General features: G+C 70.0%; 14 protein-coding genes and 1 pseudogene. 6 read left to right on the top strand and 9 right to left on the bottom strand.

The genetic code is table 11. The features are described from left to right. The coding region (locus tag IPI43_29040; protein ID MBK7778114.1) for a hypothetical protein at nucleotides 1–1,104 on the bottom strand (1,104 nt) is incomplete at its 3' end. Between the two features lie 353 nt (nucleotides 1,105–1,457). On the opposite strand from IPI43_29040, the gene IPI43_29035 reads away from it, so the two are divergent. Beyond that, a complete protein-coding gene (locus IPI43_29035) occupies nucleotides 1,458–1,703 on the top strand; it encodes a hypothetical protein (GenBank protein MBK7778113.1) in 246 nt (81 codons plus the stop codon). Here IPI43_29035 and IPI43_29030 read toward each other — a convergent pair. The 4 genes and pseudogenes from IPI43_29030 to IPI43_29015 form a co-directional block, all read right to left on the bottom strand. Further along, nucleotides 1,604–1,987 (bottom strand): annotated as a pseudogene (locus IPI43_29030) (helix-hairpin-helix domain-containing protein). The gene IPI43_29035 and the pseudogene IPI43_29030 overlap by 100 nt on opposite strands. Continuing rightward, nucleotides 1,981–2,472: a thermonuclease family protein gene (locus IPI43_29025; protein ID MBK7778112.1), complete on the bottom strand. Its 492-nt coding sequence runs from the start codon at nucleotides 2,470–2,472 to the stop codon at nucleotides 1,981–1,983. The pseudogene IPI43_29030 and the gene IPI43_29025 overlap by 7 nt, the downstream one beginning before the upstream one ends. 3,918 nt (nucleotides 2,473–6,390) lie before the next feature. Then, nucleotides 6,391–7,593, bottom strand: coding sequence for a thermonuclease family protein (locus IPI43_29020; protein MBK7778111.1), 1,203 nt, complete (start codon nucleotides 7,591–7,593; stop codon nucleotides 6,391–6,393). Then, nucleotides 7,593–8,255, bottom strand: a complete 663-nt coding sequence (locus IPI43_29015) for a lamin tail domain-containing protein (protein MBK7778110.1) — start codon at nucleotides 8,253–8,255, stop codon at nucleotides 7,593–7,595. Before IPI43_29015 ends, IPI43_29020 begins: the two co-directional genes overlap by 1 nt. 177 nt (nucleotides 8,256–8,432) lie before the next feature. On the opposite strand from IPI43_29015, the gene IPI43_29010 reads away from it, so the two are divergent. Further along, nucleotides 8,433–10,028 carry an alkaline phosphatase family protein gene (locus tag IPI43_29010; protein MBK7778109.1) on the top strand — a complete coding sequence of 532 codons (1,596 nt, stop codon included), beginning with the start codon at nucleotides 8,433–8,435 and terminating at the stop codon, nucleotides 10,026–10,028. 618 nt (nucleotides 10,029–10,646) lie between these two features. Here the strand turns inward: IPI43_29010 and IPI43_29005 are convergent. Both IPI43_29005 and IPI43_29000 read right to left on the bottom strand, forming a co-directional pair. Further along, nucleotides 10,647–10,913 (bottom strand): hypothetical protein, encoded by a 267-nt coding sequence (locus IPI43_29005; protein ID MBK7778108.1) that lies wholly within the window; start codon nucleotides 10,911–10,913, stop codon nucleotides 10,647–10,649. Nucleotides 10,914–10,992: 79 nt separating this feature from the next. Continuing rightward, the gene (locus IPI43_29000; protein MBK7778107.1) at nucleotides 10,993–12,348 is read right to left on the bottom strand and encodes a class I SAM-dependent methyltransferase; all 1,356 of its coding nucleotides are present in this window, start codon (nucleotides 12,346–12,348) and stop codon (nucleotides 10,993–10,995) included. A gap of 176 nt (nucleotides 12,349–12,524) precedes the next feature. Between IPI43_29000 and IPI43_28995 the strand changes: the two genes are divergently transcribed. Then, nucleotides 12,525–12,719 (top strand): hypothetical protein, encoded by a 195-nt coding sequence (locus IPI43_28995; GenBank protein ID MBK7778106.1) that lies wholly within the window; start codon nucleotides 12,525–12,527, stop codon nucleotides 12,717–12,719. A 93-nt stretch (nucleotides 12,720–12,812) separates the two neighbouring features. Then, the gene (locus IPI43_28990) at nucleotides 12,813–15,821 is read left to right on the top strand and encodes a putative metal-binding motif-containing protein (protein ID MBK7778105.1); all 3,009 of its coding nucleotides are present in this window, start codon (nucleotides 12,813–12,815) and stop codon (nucleotides 15,819–15,821) included. A gap of 4 nt (nucleotides 15,822–15,825) precedes the next feature. Here the strand turns inward: IPI43_28990 and IPI43_28985 are convergent, their stop codons facing one another. After that, nucleotides 15,826–16,749 carry a 1,4-beta-xylanase gene (locus IPI43_28985; GenBank protein MBK7778104.1) on the bottom strand — a complete coding sequence of 308 codons (924 nt, stop codon included), beginning with the start codon at nucleotides 16,747–16,749 and terminating at the stop codon, nucleotides 15,826–15,828. A 183-nt stretch (nucleotides 16,750–16,932) separates the two neighbouring features. Between IPI43_28985 and IPI43_28980 the strand changes: the two genes are divergently transcribed. After that, the gene (locus IPI43_28980; GenBank protein ID MBK7778103.1) at nucleotides 16,933–18,036 is read left to right on the top strand and encodes an isopenicillin N synthase family oxygenase; all 1,104 of its coding nucleotides are present in this window, start codon (nucleotides 16,933–16,935) and stop codon (nucleotides 18,034–18,036) included. Nucleotides 18,037–18,061: 25 nt separating this feature from the next. On the opposite strand, the gene IPI43_28975 is transcribed toward IPI43_28980, so the two are convergent. Continuing rightward, nucleotides 18,062–18,757, bottom strand: a complete 696-nt coding sequence (locus IPI43_28975) for a mobilization protein (protein ID MBK7778102.1) — start codon at nucleotides 18,755–18,757, stop codon at nucleotides 18,062–18,064. A gap of 113 nt (nucleotides 18,758–18,870) precedes the next feature. Here IPI43_28975 and IPI43_28970 point away from each other — a divergent pair, with 113 nt between their 5' ends. Continuing rightward, a complete protein-coding gene (locus tag IPI43_28970) occupies nucleotides 18,871–19,632 on the top strand; it encodes an SDR family NAD(P)-dependent oxidoreductase (GenBank protein MBK7778101.1) in 762 nt (253 codons plus the stop codon). Nucleotides 19,633–19,747 lie beyond the last annotated feature (115 nt).

Below are 19,747 nucleotides of genomic sequence, written 5' to 3'. Positions count from 1 at the left end.
GAAGCGCACGCGCAGCACGAAGCGCAGCGGGTCGATGGGGTTGCCGCGGAAGCTCAAGAACGCGGACGAGTCCTGGCGCATGCCGTTGTCGAAGAGCGTGGACCCGTCGTCCAGCCACTCGTGCCGCACCTGCGCCAACAGCGAGTAGAAACGCCGCCCGAGGGCCACGCGCAGCCGCGCCGTGATCTGGTACTGCTGCCCCGTGCACGGGATGGGCTCGCCGTTCTCGTCGTCCTCGGTGCTGGTGGAGTAGCACACGTCGGTGTGTCCGCTCGACTGCAGGTCCTTGTCCTGGAACTGGAACCACAGGCCCGGGTTCACCACCTCACCCACCGCGAGGTCCGCGCGCACGAAGGCCAGCAGCTGCAGCTGGCGGTCCGAGGGCCGGCTCCACAGGTCGGCCGAGGCGCGCAGGTTCAGCACGTTGGCCACGGTGCCCGTGTAGCGGACGCGGCCGCCCACCTCGTCGCGGGCACGGTTGCCGTCCTGCTCGTCGGGCGCGGCGATGGGGCGCGCGTAGGGGTTGGCGAAGTCTTCGTCGTAGTAGCGCGTGGTCAGCTCGAGCTCCTGGCGGTCCCAGGTGATGGTGCTGCGCGCGATGGCGCCGATGCCACCGCCGCCGTCGAGCTGGTCGTCGAACGAGTGCGCCACCTCGAGGAAGAGGTCCCAGGGCCCGCGCCCGACGGCGGCGTCCACGCCCACGGCGCCGTACACGCCCCCGCCGAAGGGGCGCGGCGACCACTCCTGGAAGTCGAGGTCCATGCCCTCGGTCAGGAAGCGCGAGTGAGCGGCGTAGCCCGTGACGCCCACGTGGGCGCGGCGGTTGAAGAAGTAGCTCACGTTGCCGCCGCCGAGCGCCTCGGCGTACACGTTGTCCAGCGTCATGAACGAGAACTCGCTGGTGGGCTCGAGCAAGTCGTCGCGGCGCCGATAGATGTCGGGCGCAGCGCAGGCGGCGTCGCCGTCGTTGCGTGGGTCGTCGCAGCGGCCGCGGTCGTAGATCTCGTACTGGTAGATGCTCTGCGGCTGATACGAGCCGAACGCGTAGAGCTGCAGCCAGCCCTCGCCGAGCGACAGGTGCTCCGCGCCTACGGCCACACCCATGAGGCTGTTGCGCCAGCGCAGGTCGCTGGTGACGCGCTCCTGGGCCCTCCGGTCCGATGCACGGCGACGCGCTCAGCTCGCCGGTGGAGTCGCGGCAGCTGGTGCTCATGCTGGGGTTCCAGAACACCGCGTCGTCGGCGTAGACGCCGTTGGGCGTGAAGCGGTCCGAGTTGTCGAAGGTCAGGCGCTGACCGAAGCCGGCGCGGAACGTGCCCAGCAGCACCTCGGCGTGGTCGCCCTCCCAGCGCACGAAGAACTTGGGCACGTGCAGGCGGGTGCGCTGCCCCTCGGCCGAGAGCGCGTCGCGCGTGGGGTCGTAGCGCAGGTCGCCCAGGCGCAGGCGCGTGGTGACCATGGCCAGCCCCAGCGACAGGTGCCGCAGCGTGCTCACGCGCGCCTGCAGCGCCATGGACGGCGCGCGGTCGTCGGCCGGCGAGCCCACCATCTGGAAGCGCACGCGGCCGTTGGTGGCGCTCAGCGGCCGGAACTCCTCGCCCACGGTCAGGAACGGCGCGATCTGCAGCAACTGCTCCGCCGTGAGCACGCCCGCGGGCACCAGCGCGGCCGGGTCGTTGAGCACGCCGGCCTCTTGGCGGTAGGCCAGGATGGCGTCCACGTCCTCGTAGGTGAGGTTGGGCAGCGCATACAGCGCCTCGCGGTCGGCGCGGTTCAAGTCCACGCCACGGCGCATGATCTGCACCAGCGTGTTCCACGTGTCCTCCGAGATTTGCCCGGTGGTGAAGAGCTCCTGCAGGTCCTCCTCGTTGTCCACGTCGATGAGCATCTCGTACTGCACGGCACGCGCAGTGCGCGGCGCGAGCGCCAGCAGCAGCGTGACCGCCACCATGACCCCCAGCCACGTCGCCGCCGTGTGCCTCAGCATGGGCTGTCCACGCAGGCGGACCACAGCCCGCGGCCCTCGTCCACGGCGCGCGTCTCGAGGTCCATGTAGAGCGGCGCGAGGTCCACGCCGTTGGGCGGGATCTGCAGCACGCACGCGTAGCCCTGCTCGACCAGCTCCTGGTTCACGCTGCGGCCCTCGATCTCCACGTAGGCCAGCAGCCGGCCGAAGCGGTCCGTGCACTCCAGGTCATAGGTGAGGCGCACCTCGCGGCCCTCTACCAGCGCGCGGTTGAAGGCGGTGGCCTCCACGCCGAAGCACTCCACGCTGGTGGTGTTCTCGGGCGTGTCCACCAGCAGGTAGCGCACGCGCTCACCGCTATCGAGCTCCACCGTGTCTCCGTCGATCACGCGCTCCACCACGGCCCGGCTGGGCCCGCAGCCGCTTCCCTCGGACTCGGGGAAGCAGCCACCCAGCAGCAGGCTCGCGGCGAGCACGGTCAGGCGGGAGGGGCTCACGGGACGCATAGGTTCGCGGAGCCCGGCGTGCCAGCGTTCCGTTGGCCATGGGGCCGTAGAGCACCGTTTCGTTGCACCAGTTGGTGAGCGTGTCGTTGTCCACGTGCGGCGTGGTCTGGCCGGCGATGAGCGAGCGAGACCGTCCGTCCAGGGTGGCGGTCCAGGTCACCGCATCGAGCAGCACGCTCTCGTGGCTGATCGACAGGGTGCCGTTGGTGTTCAACAAGCCGAGCGTGGGCGCTGACTGGCTGTAGACGAAGTCCACCGCAGGGAGGCCGCCGTTGGCGGAAGCGTCCGTGCCCCGCGCGAAGACCACGAACTGATCGGCCGTGACGGCCAGGCAGTCGTCGCCGCCCAGCTCGGGGAGCGTGGTCGCGGCATTGGCGACCACCAAGCCGTTGAGATCCACATCGGCCGTGGCCACGAGCTCGAACCACTCGGAAGGACCTTCGCTCGCTGCGGTCGGGTTGGGCATCACCTCGTTGATGTACAGGTCGCCCACCACCGGCGTGACGATGGCTCGCGCGCTCGTTCCGTCCCAACACTCGCCCGCGTCGAGGCAGTCGAGGTTCGCTGCGCCCGGTGTGCCTGTGTCACCTGCGCCGTAGACCGTGGTGCCATCGCACGCGACCATGCGCAGCGCGTCGTTGAGCGCCTCGTCGTAGTCTGCGGGCTCGAGCTGCAGCGACGCGCCCGTGGGAGGGCTGGTCCACGCCACCTCGTCCACCAGCGCGCCGTTCACGCCGATGAAGAGCGAGCCCGGGTCGTTGGCCAGGTTGAAGGTGTAGCCGATGGCGCCGGGGGGGAGGCCACCGTTCGTGCCCATGGTGGTGTTGCGCGCGAACAGCACGTACGAACCCGAGGTGACCCGCAGGCAGTCGGCCTGCGTGACCATCAGGCTGGGCATGCCGAAGGTCGTGCCGGCCTGAAGCCCATTCAGGTCCACGTCGGTGGCCACGTACACCTCGAACCACTCGCCGAGGGTGTCCCCCACGGCAGCCGGGTCGGCCATCACCTCGGTGATGATCAGGTCGCCCACCCCGGGCGTCACGATCGCGCGCGCCGTCCCGTTGTCGCCGCACTCCCCGGGCTGCAGCACCAGCGGACACTCCGGGTTGGCTGCACCTGGAGTGCCCCGGTCGCCTGCGCCATAGGTGTCTCCGAGGGCGGCCGCGCACCAGTTGACTGCGGTCTCGTTCATGGTGGCGTCGAGCGCGTCGGGGTCCAGGCTCTGCGCCACGCCGGTGCTCGAGCCGAACCAGTTGGCGGTGTCCAGCACGGTGTCGTTCACCCCCACGAAGAGCGTCCCCGGGCTGCCCTGGGTGGCGCTGTTGCCCAGCGTGAGCGTGTTGAAGTCCACGGCCCCGCCGGGCAGGCCGCCGTTCGCGCCCGCCGCGTTCTTGGAGAACACCACGTAGCTCCCGGCCGTCACGCGGCGGCAGTCATCTTCCATGATGGCGTACGCCACCGTGCCGCTGGTGGTGCCCATCTGCAGGCCGTTCAGGTCTGCGGCGCTCGCGAAGTACACCTCGAACCACTCACCGTCCACGTCGTCCACCGCCCCGGTGTCGGGCATGATCTCCGTGATGACCACGTCGCCCGCGACGGGCGGCACGATGGCGCGCGGTGTCCCTCCGTCGAGGCACTGCCCTGGCGGCAGCACGAAGGGGCACATGACGTTCGCCATCCCCGGCGTGCCGAGATCGCCCGCGCCGTATGCGCTGCTCCCGTCGCACGCCGCATCGCGGAACGCGTCATTGGTGGTGTGGTCGTAGTCGGCGACTTCGAGCTGTAGCGAGGCGCCGGTGGGCGAGCTGCTCCACGCCACCGAGTCCAGCAGCGCGTCGCCCACGCCGATGAAGAGCGAGCCCGGGTCGTTGCTGAGCGTGCCGCCCCACTCGATGGCGGTCAGCGGGAGGCCACCGTTCACGCCGGTGTCGCCGTTGCGGGCGAACAGCACGTAGTCGCCGGCGGCGAGCGTCACACAGTCGTCCTGAGTGAGCGTGAAGCTGGGCGACCCGAAGGTGGTGCCCACCTGCAACCCGTTCAGGTCCACGGGCGCGCTCGCGTACACCTCGAACCACTCGCCGAAGGTGTCGTCCACGGCCGACGAGTCGGGCAGCACCTCGGTGATGACCAGCTCACTTGCCACGGGCAGGTCGATGGCGCGCGGGATGCCGTTGTCCAGGCACTGGCCCGGCGGCAGCACGAAGGGGCAGGCCGGGTTGGCTGCGCCGGGAGTGCCGCGGTCGCCCGCGCCATAGGTGTCGGTGGCCGCGGCCGCGCACCAGTTCGCCTCGGTCTGGTTCTCATCCGCATCCAGCGCGTCCACGTCCAGGCTGCGGGCCACACCCGCGTCCGACGTGAACCAGTTGGCCACGTCCAGCGCGGTGCCGTCGAGGCCCACGAAGAGCGTCCCGGGTTCCGCGGAGGTGGCGCTGTTGCCCAGCGTGAGCGTGTCGTAGTCGATGGGGGTGCCCGGCAGCCCGCCATTGGCGCCCGCTGCGTCCTTGGCGAAGACCACGTAGCTGCCGGCCGTCACGCGCAGGCAGGCCTCTTGCTCGATGCGGTAGCCCACAGAGCCCAGCGTGGTGCCCATCTCGAGGCCGTTCAGGTCCGCGTCGCTCGCGAAGTACACCTCGAACCACTCGCCGGCCGTGTCGCCCACGGCACCCGAGTCGGGCATGAGCTCCGTGATCACCACGTCGCCCAGCACGGGCGGCACGATCTGCCGCAGCGTCCCTCCGCCGGCGTCGCACATGCCTTCGGGCAGCGGGAACATGCACTGCATGTTGGCGCCACCGGGGGTGCCGCGGTCACCGTCGCCGTACGTCGCCGCGCTACGGCACCAGAGCGCCTCGTCGTCGTTTTCGTCGAAGGTGAGGTGGCGTGGGTCCAGCTGCGTGGACGCGCCGTCTCCCGAGCTGGTGTACGTGAACGTGTCCAGCACCACGTCGGCGTAGCCCACGAAGACGCTGCCCCCCGAGTTGCTCAGCGCCAGGTCGGCCAGGAAGTCCACGTTGGTCAGTCCACCATTGGTGGCGCTGTCGGTGCCGGCCGCGAACAGCACGTAGGTCCCTGGGCTCACGCTCAAGCACTCGCTGGACGAGAGCGTGGTGAGCACGGTGCCGGGCACCTTGCCCAGCTGCAGCCCGTTGAGGTCCACCTCGGCCTGCACCAGCACCTCGAACCACTCGCCCTCGCCATCGGCCACGGCCATGGGGTTGGGGTGCAGCTCGGTGATGACCAGGTCGCCCTCGGTGGGCGGGATGGTGTCGCGTTCCACGCCGCCTTCGCTGCAGCGGCCTAGCGAGCTGCCTCCGCACGAGGCGTTGCGCACGCCGGGCGAGCCGAAGTCGCCTGTCGAGAACGTGGCAGGGCTGTCGCACCAGCGGGTGGTGTCGTCGTTGGCGGTGGCGTTCGGCGGCAGGTCGCCGTCGTAGGCGCGCGAGGCCCCGTCGGTGCTGTCCAGGTAGACCACCTCGTCGATCACGCGGTCACCGCAGCGGAGCACCACGCGGCCCGACGTGTTGCCGAAGTCGCCCAGGGCGTCGCCGTACCCGTAGTTCACGTAGCTGGGGCGCGCCGCGTCCAGCACGCCGCCCAGCACGTAGTAGGCGCCCGCGGCCAGCAGGTCTGCCGTGTCCAACACGTGGGCGCGCGCGCCGCTGCCGTCCTCCGCGCTGCGCACCAGCTCGAGCCCCGTGAGTGACAGCTCGGCCGACCCCGGGTTGTGGATCTCCACCCACTCGCGCCCGTCGTCCGCGCCGCTCGGGTTGGCCATGACCTCGCTGATGACCAGGTCTCCGGGGAGCAGGCCTGCGCAAGGGTCGCTGGGGCCGTCGCCGCCGCAGCCTGTGATGGACGCCGCGAGGGAGAGCGCCACGAGGGCGAGGGGGGCCGAAGCAGGCAAGCAGGAAGGGCGGTTCATGGGGTCACCTGAGGAGGAACGGGTGGGGACGGGGCAGGAGGGGCCGGGCTGGGAGCGGGGTCTACGGGCGCGTCTTCATCGACGGGGGCGTCTTCATCGACCGCAGAGGCGTCTCCGTTGCCTGGGGGCACGTATGTCGGCACCACCACTTGCGAGGCCTGGTCCACGCGCACCTGCAGCTGCACGCGCCCGTTGTACGGGTTGGTCCACTGCTGCACGCGGCCGCGCACGCGGATGTACTCGCCCTGGAAGGCCTGCACGCGGCTGTCTTCGAGCACGTACGGGTCGAAGAAGATGGCCGGCACGTCCGAGAACATGCGCCGGCTGAGCATCACGCGCGTCGGGCCGCGGTCGCTCTGCCGGATGTCCCCCACCGTGGCCAGGATGGTCACGTACTCGCCCATGGCCGCCTCGAGCCGCCGCAGCGCGTCCCAGTTGGTGAGCGCGATGTAGTCGGTGCGCCCCTCTTCGTCGCGCTCGAAGGCCTGCACGAAGTCGGCGCGCGCGTCCCACCAGGCGAGGCGCACGTCGTAGTCCGTGTAGTGCTGCTTGCTAGGGTCCCAGATGCCGCGCTGCGCGGCGCGCGCCTCCCGCTGGGCTTCCACGAACTCGTCGTGATAGCGGCGCGAGTAGCCGTACTTGGTGAAGTAGGGGCTCATGCCGGCGCGGATGCACTCCACGTTGTAGTTCACCCAGCGGCCGTCGCGCTCCACGAACACGTACGCCAGGAAGCGGTTGTAGCGGTCCCGCAGCTCGCGTGGGTGGTCGCGCTCGATGCGCACGCGCTGCACCCCCTCGAAGAAGTCGCGCGCGAAGTACTTGGCCTCTTCGCCCAGCGGCGTGGGCACCTTGATGGGGCGGCTGGTGCGCGCTTGACGCGACGCCAGGTACTGCTCCCAGCCGGCTTCGTAGTCCCGCCGGTCGCGCTCGGACTTGAAGGTCTCTTCGGCGTCCAGCCCCAAGAGGCGCAGCGAGCCGTCCAGCCCGCCCACCTTGATGGTGTCGCCGTCCACCACCGCGTTGGCCCGCAGCGGAAACTCCCCCAGTAGAAGGCCAGGGTCATCGCTCAGCGCCGCCTGCGCGCGCCCGCGGTCGTAGGGCCCTGCGCTCCCGGAAGACGATGCGCCGCCGCAGGCCCCGAGCGCCAAGGCGATGGAGAGCGCCAACAGCCAGCCGGGTGGTGACGTGCGCGCAACCATCACGGGCACTCCAGGTTGGGGGCGCCGGGTGTCCCCGGCAGGCCCACCTCGGTGCCGCCCACCGCCAGCGTCTCATCGGCGCAGAAGGGCGCGATGACCTCGCCCGCGTCGTCGCTGGCCACGTCGTTCAGCGCGGCGTCCGGCGGAGCCGCCCCCGAGAGCGACAGCGTGCCCGTGTCCGGCAGCGCGCGGTACAGCAGCGAGTCCACCAGCACGCCGCAGGACCACACCTCCACGATGGCGCCGGCCGGCAGGTCGCTGGTGTAGTCCTCGCCGAAGCCGTAGTCCGCGTCGGGCGGCAGGCGGTCCACGCACGCCTCGGACGAGCACACGCGGTCCACGGCCAGCACGCTGTAGCCGCCGCTCGCGATGCTGAGCTGACGGTCACGCACCGTGATGGTGGTGGCCGCCGAGGCCAGCGGACGCAGCACCAGCTGCACGCCCGCGAGGGCCACGCTGGCGGCGCTGGCGTTGTAGAGCTCCACCCACTGGCCGCGCGTGTCGGTGCCCGCCTGCTCGCCGCGGATCTCCGAGATGACCAGGTCGCCCGCGCCGAGCGTGGGGCAGCCCGGCTCGAGGGGGGGCCGCACACAGGCGCTGGTGCCGAGCGCCACGGTCAGCACCGCGAGGCGCGCGCACACCAGCTTCGACCGTGGCCACATCGGCTGAAGCCTACCGGACTCTGCCGCCCACGCCCACCGCGGCATTGTCACTCTTTGGTGACACGGGTTTACGGGCGCACGCACGCACGCTACCAACGCAGGGTGAACGGCACGTCTCCCCCCTCTCGCCGCCGGCCTCGCGTCGGACGCTCCCTGCTGCGCGCCGCGATCGCCGTGGTGGCCTTGCTCTTCCTGTTGCCGCCCGGCTGCCAGTGCGCCGAGCAGGCCCCACCGCCGGCCCCCGTGCCTCGCGGGCGCCTCGTGATGTCCGTGGTCATCGACCAGATGGGCATGAACGCGCTCGAGCGCTTCTTTCCTCTGCTGGAACCCGACGGCCTCATTCGCACCGTGGCTGCGCGCGGCGTGTATCACCACCACGTGGGCTACGAGCACGGCGCCACCATGACCGCGCCGGGGCACGTGACCATCTACACGGGCCGCTCGCCGCGCGAGCACGGCGTGGTGGCCAACATGATCCGCCACCGCGCCACGCGCGAGCTCAGCACGCCGCTGAGCGACCCCGAGTCACCCATGCTGGGGGCCACCGCGTACAGCGCCAGCCCGCGCGGCATCCGCGGCGACAGCGTGTCCCTGGCGCTGCTCGACAGCACCGAGGGGCAGGGCAAGGTGCTCTCGGTGTCGCTCAAGGACCGCGGCAGCATCCCGGCGGCCGCGCGCGCGGGCACGCATGCCTTCTGGTTCGAGCCCACCGCGGGCGGCTTCACCACGTCCACCTTCTATGCCGCGCAGTACCCCGAGTGGTTCGCGGCCTTCCAGCGCCAGCACCCGCTCGCGCCGCGCCTCGGGGCCTGGGAGCTGTCGCGTCCCTCGCTCGCCGAGGAGCTGCTGGCGCTGGGCATGACCGACGACGCGCCCAACGAAGAAGACTGGTACGGCCTCGGCCTCACGTTCCCGCACGATGTGGCGGCCAGCTCGCGGGCCTCCTCGGTGTTCCGCGTGACGCCAGCCTCCACGCAGTACCTGCTGGACCTCGCGCGCGCCGGCGTGAGCGCGCTCGGTCTCGGTGAGGACGACGTGATGGACCTCTTGGCCATCAGCGTCTCTGCGCCCGACTACGCGGGGCACATCTTCGGCGGCGAGTCGTGGGAGTACGCCGACTCGCTCATCGCCAGCGACCGCATGCTGGGCGAGCTGTACCGTGCGCTCTCGCGGCGCATGGACGTGTCGGTGCTCATCACGTCCGACCACGGCGGCCCGCGCCTTCCGGAGCGCGTGGGCACGGGCCCCAACCTGCAGGAGGACGACCTGGTGCGCCTGCTCGAGGAGCACCTCGACGCGCAGCTGGGCTCAGCCGACTACATCGCGGCGTTCGAGGACACCTACATCTACCTGACGCCCGAGGCGCTGGTCCGGCGCGAGCCGGTCATCCCGCTCTCCATCACGTTCTTGGAAGCGCAGCGTGGCATCCAGCGGGTGTTCGACGTGGCCGAGCTCGCCGCGCGTGAGGCGCCGAGCGACCCGCTCGAGCGCACCATCTGGGAGGGCGTCGCCGCAGACCTCGGCGGCGACCTGTACGTGGTCCCGCGCGAGCAGCACCTCTTCGGCTCGGGCTACACGCGCAACGGCGTCTGGCACGGCAGCCCGTGGGACTACGACCGCATCGTGCCGGTGCTGTTCATGGGCCCAGGGGTGGAGCCTCTCGAGACGCGGGATGCGCTGAGCACGCTGCAGGTGGCGCCCACGCTGTGCCGGCTGCTGGGCGTGCGGGAGCTGGAGGGGGCGCCGCGGGGGCCGCTGCCGGGAGCTCCTTGAGACGGCTTCTCGAGGGGGCTCTGTCTTGGCGAGGCTGGCTCGCAGGCATCGGTCGGTGGGCTTGTGGCGCAGTTCTGAGCTTGAAAGCAAGGGGAATGGGCACCCCGGCTTGAAAGGCTTGAAAGCCGGGGCAGCATCCCTGGCCTCGGCCGGGGCGGAAGTCCTCCCCCTGCGGAGGAGGACTGGGTGAGTGAAAGTCGGTGGCCTCTTGGGTCCCAGACTCGGGTTCCCTCGGTGGAATGGTGCGGCCTTCTCTACCAACTGGTCTGCTCTCGTTAGTGGGCGAGCGTCCAGGCGCTTGTGTCCTTGTCTAACGTCGGAGCGTAACGCCTGAGCTCCGCGGCAGGTTGGGAAGCTCGGCAGCTTGCCCCATCCAGACACCCACTGGAACTGCACCAAACACGATGAAGAGCCATGCGGCCCACGTCGGGTTGCCGTCTTCGTGCGCGCTCATCCACCAGAACTCAGAACCTAGTTTCTGAACGGGTTGCGCGATGAGCGCCGACCACTGTCCGAACGCGTCCGAGGGGATCACGCTGACAACGGCTCGTCGCGCCACGGGTAGCCGATGGTGTCGCCACCAATAGAGTCCGCGCGCGATCTTCGTGAAGACCACGTCTAGGTCGGCCTGGTCCACATCGATGGTTGCCGCGCGGACCGCGGCGCGCGCAGGTTTGCGAGGACATCGGCCGCCGAGCGCCCTCGACCTTCTTGAACCGACTGCCAGGCAGCCAGGATCGCCGCATGGAGGGCTTCGCGCTCCAGCGCATCCAGTGCGTCGCCTTCATCGTCCACCACGAGATCGAGCACCGTGCCTTCTGGAAGGCTCGTTGGCTCATCTACCAGGAGCCGTCCATTCTCGACGCGCGCGCGAATCGCTGACATGCCCGAAGCGTAGCGTGTCCTCTGTGGTCTGCGCCACGACCGATGTCGAGGCCTCGGTGGCTCGGGCGGACCTGGACTTTTACTCGACGCCGGCGCGCTCTACGAGCGCTCGGTTCACCAGCGCGATGAGCTCGTGGCGCGGGACGTCCGCGCGCTGGGCCAGCAGCCAGGCCTCCACGTCGTCTAGCGTCTCGGCCCGGAACAGACGCTCCATGGCGGGCGCTGGCTCCACACCGAGCGCAAGGAAGAGCTCCGTGTCGAGGTCCCATTCGCTGGCTGGAACGGAGGACAGCTGGGCCCGCACGCGGTCGCGCTCTTCCGCAGTACGTGACCCGTGCTTCTGGAGCTGCGTGCGGTGCCAGAGCCGCGGCAGGTGCAGCAGCCCGAGGGGGCTCGCGGCCTCTCGGTTCGGCAGGGGCGTGTCCAGCAGGGAGGGGCGACGCTCGTGCTCGAACTCCCAGCGTGGGCGAGCGTCGAGCACGTAGCGAAAGCGCAGCACCGTCTCGGGCTGCACCCGTGCGTGCTTCGTGTAGACCGGCAGCGTCAGTATGGACTGGCCCTCGGACAGCCCGTGCCCGCCGAACACCTGGACCACCGTCGACACCTCGAGGTGCTCGAGCTGCGCGGGGTGGGCCGGGACCGGCAGGTGCCCTTGCAGGGCCGAGTGGTCACCGGTGCCCAGCTGCTCGGCCGTCTGCCGGTCCAGCCGGAAGAGCTGGCCCAAGTGCTTGCGGGAGCCCTCACCCGGTGCATGGGGAGCGCCCCGCCCGCGCGAGAGCCACAGGTTCACGACGACCGCCTCGGGGATCAGCACCCCGTCTTCTGCCAGGAAGCCGGACAGGTGCGCGAACACGCTGACCTGAGGCTCCCGCTCGAGCCCTGCGTGCATGGTCTCCGAGAGGATCACGTCGAAGCGCTGCGGTGGCTGCCACTCGCAGGCGTCGGCCTGCACGAACGCCTCGATGGACTCCTGGACACCGAGGTGATCGACGACCACCTTCAACGTGGCCAGCGACTCCGCGTGGATGTCCAGCAGCGTGACCCGCAGCCGGGCGAGATGCGCCGGAGGCAGCAGCGGCAGTAGGGGCACCAGCAGCAACCCGAACGGACCCGTGCCCGCGTAGAGCACATGCACGGGGGCGTGTTCGGGGACACGGGCCAGCGCGTGCACCAGGCCTGCATGCACACCCTGCAGGAACACGCGCGTGCGCTCCACGTCTTCGCCACACTGCGCCGCCGTCGTGAGCGACACGGCCTTTCCGCGCGCGGTCAGCGTGGCGTGCTCGTCGCGGAAGCCGTCCGGATGCAGCTCGACCCCCGTCAGCTCCGCGAGTCGGGCCACGAGCGCGTCCACCACGGGCTTGGCCTCTCCAGCGTGAGAGCAGCGGAGCAGTGACTCCGTCAGCTGGGACAGCTCATCGGGAGCGCGATCCATGGGGTACCTAGTGCCACAGACGCCCCGCTCCCGTCGAGCAGGCTCGCTTGCGCACGGACGCGCGGTCGCCGAGCATCTGGCGCTATGGCAAAGCCCGCAGCCCCGAAGAAGAAGCCCGCGAAGCGCGCCAAAGCGTCCGGGACGGGCGCCGTCACGATCAACAGGAGCTCGAGCGCGTGCCGGACCTCGCCCGCTTCGGCCCCGAGATCGAGACCGTCTCGCTCATGAACGCGCGCGGCTTCCTGGAGCACGACACGCTGCGCCGCCTGCCGAAGCTGAAGCGCCTCTTCATCGCGGGGTCCACGCTCGCCCGCCACCGCTCGCAGATCGACCCGCGCATCGCGAAGGCGGGCGTCGAGATCAGCGGTTGAGGGCGCCGCGTGACTCTCGGGGTCACAGACAGCCAAAGACCGGGTACTCACCCCTCGTCTAGTCAGGGGCGCCGAGCATGCGTAGCATGCGCCATGCGTTGTCGTCCGGTTCTCCTCTTGATCTTGGTGTTTGGAAGCTTCGGCTGCAGTCCCACGGAGAGCCCCAGCATGGGGGATGCGGGGGAACGGTGTGCCACCACCGCCGACTGCGACGACCAGGTGTTCTGCAACGGCCGTGAGCTGTGCCAGCCGGGCTCGAGCGAAGCGGATGAGCGCGGCTGCATCGGTGCGGTCCGCGACGCCTGTTTCGCAGCTCAGCTATGCAACGAGGTGACGCGCACTTGCGCCACGGACTGCGTCGTCACGCTCGACGCGGACGGTGACGGAGTCGAGGCCGTCGAGTGCGGCGGCGCGGACTGCGACGACGCCAATGCTGCGCGCTATCCCGGGCATCCGGAGGTCTGCGACACGAGCGACATCGACGAGGACTGCGACCCGAGGACGTTTGGCGTGCGTGACCAGGACGGCGATGCCTACCCGGACGCGCTCTGTTGCAACGTGGACGCCACGACGGAAGTCAGGACCTGTGGGGGCGACTGCGACGACACGCGCTCCGGCGTGCATCCGAGCGTTCCCGAGGTCTGCAACGGAACCGATGACGACTGTGACACGATGACGGACGAGGACGTTCCCTTCGTCGACTACTACACCGACGCCGATGGCGACGGGTACGGCGCTCTCGACGCGACACCGCTCAGCGCCTGCTCGGTGCAGCCGGCCATGGCCACCAACCACACGGACTGCGACGACGCTTCCGTCGGCGTGCGACCCGGTCAGACGGAGGTCTGCAACGGGAGGGACGACGACTGCAATGGCCTCATCGACGACGGCATCGTGCTTCCGGAGGTCTGCAACGGCCTCGACGACAACTGCAACGGACAGACCGACGAGGGGCTGGCGCAGCGCACGTACTACCTCGACTCGGACGACGACGGCTTCGGCGACTCGCTGATGTCGCTCGAGGCCTGCGGTCCGACCACGGGTTACGCCACAACGGGAGGCGACTGCGACGACTCCACGTTCAACACACGTCCAGGCGCGACCGAGCTCTGCGACGGCGAGGACAACAACTGCAACACGGTGGTCGACGAAGGCGTGGTGAACGTCCCGTGGTACGTGGACGCTGACGGGGATGGCTACGGCGACGGTGTGATTGGGACGGCCATCATCGCGTGCTCGCCGCAGCCGGGGCGGAGCGCGTTCGGTGGCGACTGCGTGGAGGCGAACGCGACGATTCACCCGGGAGCCATGGAGCTGTGCGACCGGCTCGACAACACGTGCGCGGCGGGAGGGGGCGTGAGAGCGAGTGAGGACCAGGACAACGACGGCCACGCCGGTACGGCCGCCGCATGCAGCGGCGGGCCCCTGCCGAAGGACGACTGCGCCGATGCGGACCCGAGCATCCATCCGGGGGCGCCGGAGCTCTGCAATCGCATCGACGACGTGTGTGCGACCGGGGGCGGCGTCAGAGCGAGCGAGGACCAGGACAACGATGGCTACGCGGCCACGACGGCGAGCTGCACGGGAGGCCCGCTCCCGAGGACCGACTGCGCCGATATGAGCCCGAACATCCATCCCGGGGCGACGGAGCGCTGCAATCGCATCGACGACGTCTGCGCGACGGGTGGCGGCGTCAAGGCGAGCGAGGACCAGGACAACGACGGCTATGCGCCCACGGGGGCCAGCTGCACGGGAGGCTCGCTCCCGAAGACCGATTGCGCCGACAACAACCCCAGCCGCAATCCCGGTGTGGCCGAGGTCTGCGATGTGATCGACAACAACTGCAGCGGTGGTGTCGACGAAGAGCCCGCGGCGAGCAGCAGCTGCACGGGTGCGAACTGGTGTGAGACGACCACCGGGCAATGTGACCGCGCCGTCGAGCAGGTCGAGAGCGCCGCCGGTGGCGCGCACGCGTGTGTACGGTGGGCGAGTGGTCGTGTCTCGTGTTGGGGCGCGAACGCCGCTGGCACCGCCTGCGTGGCGCAGGCTTCGCTGCTCGAGATGAACGTGGGGGGCGTGGTCTCACCCATCACCGACGCCGTCCAGCTCACCACGGGTGCGTCCGTCATCTGTGTGGTTCGCAGCAACGGACAGCTCTTCTGCCAGGGGAACCAGTGGCAGAACGCCCTCGGCAATGGCGTGACCACCAGCACCACCACGCCGACCACGGTCCGGATGACGGCGCTCGGCAACGTGAACATCACGGACGCGTGTCACGACGGACGCGCTGGCTGCGTCATCCACTCAGGCGGTCGTGTGTCCTGCTTCGGCAGGACGGATTCCTTGATGTACCGCGCTGACGTATCCACGGCCGCTGGCCTCATCACGGATGCCGTGCAGCTCGAGTGTGCCGACGAGACCGGCACTGGTTCGACCCTCGGGTACGCCTGCGTGCGGCGAAGCGGGGGCGTCGTCTCCTGCTGGGGACGCAACTCGACCCATGCCACGCTCGCCACGAACATCGGCCTCACCGGCGCCGTCGACCTCGCCGTCACCACGGGACCGACGGGCTGCATCATCGTCGGTGCTGCCCGCAATCTTCACTGTTGGAACGAGAACGCAGAGTCGACCTGCGAGTCGACCGGGCCGATTCCAGAAGCGAGCACGACGCTCGCCGTGGGACAGCTCGACGGGGCCGCCTCGACTACCCTCGCGGGGATCCTCGACACGAACGGGCGCTGTGTGGTGCTCGCCAACGGGCGCGTCGCCTGCAGACGTCCACCTGCGAGCGGCAGTTGCACGAGTGGAGGAGGACGATTCGATCTCGACACGGTCGAGACGGCTGCAGGCACGCCGCTCACGGGTGTGGTGTCCCTCGGCCGAGATCGGAGCACGCTCCCCTACCTGACCTCAGCCGGGCCCTCTTCCAGCGTCGTCAACGCTCTGAACGGCTGCGCGCTCACCTCGACGGGCGAAATCCGCTGCTTCGGGACGACCAGCTGCAGCAACCTCGGTTGCGCCGACGCGACCGTGGGGAGCTGCCGTGCGCAGTCCATGACCTCGCAGTACGCGGTCTCGCTCTTCCCGTTCTACGCACAATGAGCCGTCACGGCCCCCGCCTCTGCCAGCTGGCGTTGAACGCGGCGAGCACGGCGGCGGCGGGCTTGCCGTACACGCAGTAGCCGTCGTCTTCGGCGGCCTGCGAGGCCGGGTAGAGCTCCGCGGGCCAGTCCCACAGCAGGTATCCGCGGACCCACTGTCGCGTAGCGATCGCGTCGAGCATGTCGCGGTAGTAGCGCTCCTGCTCCTCGCCCGAGGGTGCGCCTTGCAGTGACCAGTCGTTGGGGCGGGCGGCGGAGCCCGTGCGGGACGGGCAGCCGGCCTCCATGAACAGGAACGGCTTGTCGAAGCGCTCGAGCACGCCCGCGATGCGGTCGAGGTGCTCGGGGAAGGTGCCCAGCGGGTAGTAGCCGCTCGACGAGATCACGTCGACGGCATCCCACCACGTCACGCGGTCCTCCTGGTACTTGTCGCAGTTGTAGGTGATGGGGCCCGAGTAGACCTGCCGGACCTGGGCGATCAGCGCGCGCCAGTGCGCTCCCTGGCCGTCGGCGCGCACCATCTCGCAGCCGATGCAGAAGAGGTCGGCGCCCTCGGCCTCGGCGATGGTCGCGGCGTGCACGATGAACGCCGTGTAGCTCGCAAACCACTCGGTCCAGCTCGGTTCCCCCGGCACGTCCCAGTCGAAGAAGCCGATGTAGGCCCGCCAGGTGCCGTCCGCGACGTTGACCACCGGCTTGAGCACCGCCTTGAGCCCCAGCGACTTCGCCTCGCGGATCGCCCAGCTGATCTCGGCGTCCGTCACGGTGGGCGCGGCATCGAACGGGATCACGGTGGACTGCGCGGTGGCCTGCACGGCCGCGTAGGTGATGGCCGTCCAGTTCACGCCGGTCTCGGTCATGCGCCGCATCGACTCGGCGGCGCGCGGGGTCGCCCAGGTGCCGCGCACGCCGGTCCAGCCCCAGGTCATTCCGCAGACGGGCGCCTCGGTGACGACGGCTGTCAGTCCGCTCATCGGGCTACCCATTGCAGGACCGCTACCATGGACCACATCGGCATCGAGGTTCACGAGGTTACCACTCCGGTCCGCCCATCGAAATCTTGGCGCTGTCTTTCATTGACCGCAGCGCCACGTAGCAGATACCGATCCCCCATGTCCGACGGAACCGCCCCCGCGCTCCCCATCTTGGATCTCGCTGACCTGAGCTCTGCGGACCCGGCCGCCCGCGCGCGCGCCGAGCAAGCGGTGCGTGAGGGCCTCGGGCACTACGGCCTCATCTACATTCGCTCCCATGGCATGGACACCAACGTGCTGAACGCCTTCTATGACGACTTCCTCGCACTCTGCGCGCGCCCCGAGGCGGAGAAGCAGACCTGGGCGTCGGCCGACATCTGGTACCAGCGCGGGTGGACGCCGCCCAACACCGAGAAGGCCGTCATCGCGGGGGGGCAGCCCGACTTCAAGGAGTGCTTCTTCATCGCGCCCGAGCCGCTCGACCCGGAGCTGCGCGACGTGTACCCCGAGATCTACGCCGACAACCGCTGGCCCGCGGACTCGGTGGACTTTCAGCACCGCTACCTGGACATCGGCCACGCCATCCACGCCATCGGCATGCAGGTGCTCGGGGTGTGTGCCACCTCGCTGGGCCTGCCGGCCGACACGTTCAGCCAGCTGACGGGCGGTGGCCCGCACGTGACGCGCGCGCTGCGCTACCTGCCGCTGAGCGCTGCGCAGGCGGCCGACGCGAGCATCGTGTGGGGCGAGGAGCACACGGACTTCAACCTGCTCACGCTGCTGCCGGGCGGGCGCTTCTTCGACCCGGCCGGCCACCCCTGCGCGCGGCCAGACCCGGCCAGCGGGCTCTACCTGCGCACACGGCCGAGCGACGCGCACCCCAAGGGCGAGCTGGTGCAGGGCGCGCCACCCGAGGGCTGCATCGTGGCGCAGGTGGGACAGCAGCTCGAGATCCTCACGGGCGGAGCGTTCCTGGCCACGCCCCACGTGATCACGGCGCCCACCACGGCCGGCTACTCGCGCACCAGCATGGCGCACTTCATCCACGTGCACAGCCTGCAGCCGCTGTTCCCGCTGCCGGCCTTCCGCACGCCCGACACGCGGCGCAGCTACGGCCCGCCCGTGCTGGCGGGCACGTACTCGCTGAAGACGCTGGTGGACATCGGGCTCGCGCCGCGCGAGGCGCTCGACAAGCTGGGCTACCGCCACTACGGCCGGCTCGACGCCATTCGTCACGGCTGACGGGCGCGCGCCGGCCAGGCCCGCGTTACAGCAGGTCGGCGACGGGACCGAGCGCGGCGTACGTCTGCGCGAGCCAGCGCTCGGCGCGACGACGCTCCATGGGCGAGAGGCACAGCTCACCCTCCACGCAGTGGATGGCGGCCCAGTAGCTCGAGCCGAAGCGGTCGATCTTGTACATGGTGGTGGCGTCCAGCGCCGGCAGGTCCACCACGCGCGCGCCGCGCTCACGCATCGAGCTGAGGATCGGCGACCCGTCCAGCTGGCTGAAGTCCGACGAGCGCCCGAAGTTCTTCACCACCACGAAGCTCACGGTGTCACCAAAGGTCTCGGCCACACGGGTGAGCTGGTTCACGGAGTCGAAGCCACCGTCGCTCACGTGCCAGAACACCAGGCGCACGCCCATCTCCTTGGCGAACGCCACCACGTCACCGGCGTCCATCCAGCGCTTGAGCAGCCGGGCGCTCTGCGACGGAAGGTCCACCAGCACGCGGCGGTCGGCCCCGAGGGCGCGGTCCATGATCTGGTCGGCGCTGGGGAACGACTCGAGGTCGATGGCCTGCGCGAACTGCGCGTAGTAGCGCAGCAGCGCCCCGTGCGACGTGTCTGCGTCGGCCGCCACGAAGGGCTGCTCGTGATCGATGAACCACTGCGCCAAGACGCGCGACACGACGGACTTGCCGACGCCACCCTTCTCACCGCCGACCAAGTGAACCGTGCTCATGGGTGGGGTGTCGGCCCTTTGGGGTCTCTGGTCAAGCAAACACGGGCCGGGATTGAATTCTGGGGGCGCTCCGAGTACAGCCCTCCCTCCACCCGCGAGGCTCGACCGCCACCATGAAGCTCACCCAGAAGACCATCCTCATCACCGGCGCCTCCTCGGGGCTCGGGCGCACGCTGGCCCTCGCGCTCGCTGGAGGGGACAACAACCTCATCGTGACCGCGCGGCGCAAGGAGCTGCTGGACGAGCTCGCGGTCGAGGTGGAGCGCGGGGGGAGCCGCTGCCTGGCCATCGCGGCCGACGCCACCAACACCGAGGCGTGTGCGCGCGTGGTGGAGCAGGGCGTGGCCCGCTTCGGCGCCATCGACGTGGCGGTGCTGAACGCGGGGGGCGGCACACCCACCGTCATGGGCAGCCCCGAGGCCACGGCCAGCGTGGTGCTGGACATCATGGCCAAGAACTTCGACACGTTCGTGAACTTCCTGTGCCCGGTCATCGCGCTCATGAAAGAGCGCGGCGGCACCATCGCCTACACGGGCTCGCCCGCAGGCACCTTCGGCCTGCCCAAGTCGGGCCCGTACAGCGCGGCCAAGGCGGCCGGGCGCACGCTCTTCGACACGTGCCGCATCGAGCTGGCGCACACGCCCATCCGCTTCGTGGCGCTCTATCCCGGCTTCACCTACACGGACAGCCTGGACCCCGACGAGGTGCCCGTGAAGGCGCTCATCATCGACAAGGACCGCGCGGTGCGCGAGATGGTGCACGCCATCGAGCACGGCACCGACCACGCCATGTTCCCCAAGCGCATCGCGTGGCCCGTGCGGGCGGCGTCGCTGCTGCCGGAGTCGGTGCGCCGGCAGATCTTGAAGCGAGTCTGAGGTGGGCTGGGGTGGCCCTGGCGGGCGCCAAGTGGGCGCCGGCGGGCGCCTTCGAGAGCGGCGCAACACTTGGTTGAACTCGCGCGTGGTCCGACGGAACGTCGGTTGCAGCACC

Source organism: Sandaracinaceae bacterium (genome assembly GCA_016706685.1).
Taxonomy (GTDB): domain Bacteria; phylum Myxococcota_A; class Polyangia; order Polyangiales; family Houyiibacteriaceae; genus JADJJE01.
This window is presented reverse-complemented; position numbering and strand designations above follow the sequence as displayed.

Coding starts and splice junctions, on each gene's coding strand:
- IPI43_29035 (MBK7778113.1), top strand. CDS start 1,458: ATGGCCAGCCCCAGCGACAGGTGCCGCAGCGTGCTCACGCGCGCCTGC.
- IPI43_29025 (MBK7778112.1), bottom strand. CDS start 2,472: ATGCGTCCCGTGAGCCCCTCCCGCCTGACCGTGCTCGCCGCGAGCCTG.
- IPI43_29020 (MBK7778111.1), bottom strand. CDS start 7,593: ATGGTTGCGCGCACGTCACCACCCGGCTGGCTGTTGGCGCTCTCCATC.
- IPI43_29015 (MBK7778110.1), bottom strand. CDS start 8,255: ATGTGGCCACGGTCGAAGCTGGTGTGCGCGCGCCTCGCGGTGCTGACC.
- IPI43_29005 (MBK7778108.1), bottom strand. CDS start 10,913: ATGTCAGCGATTCGCGCGCGCGTCGAGAATGGACGGCTCCTGGTAGAT.
- IPI43_29000 (MBK7778107.1), bottom strand. CDS start 12,348: ATGGATCGCGCTCCCGATGAGCTGTCCCAGCTGACGGAGTCACTGCTC.
- IPI43_28990 (MBK7778105.1), top strand. CDS start 12,813: ATGCGTTGTCGTCCGGTTCTCCTCTTGATCTTGGTGTTTGGAAGCTTC.
- IPI43_28985 (MBK7778104.1), bottom strand. CDS start 16,749: ATGACCTGGGGCTGGACCGGCGTGCGCGGCACCTGGGCGACCCCGCGC.
- IPI43_28980 (MBK7778103.1), top strand. CDS start 16,933: ATGTCCGACGGAACCGCCCCCGCGCTCCCCATCTTGGATCTCGCTGAC.
- IPI43_28975 (MBK7778102.1), bottom strand. CDS start 18,757: ATGAGCACGGTTCACTTGGTCGGCGGTGAGAAGGGTGGCGTCGGCAAG.
- IPI43_28970 (MBK7778101.1), top strand. CDS start 18,871: ATGAAGCTCACCCAGAAGACCATCCTCATCACCGGCGCCTCCTCGGGG.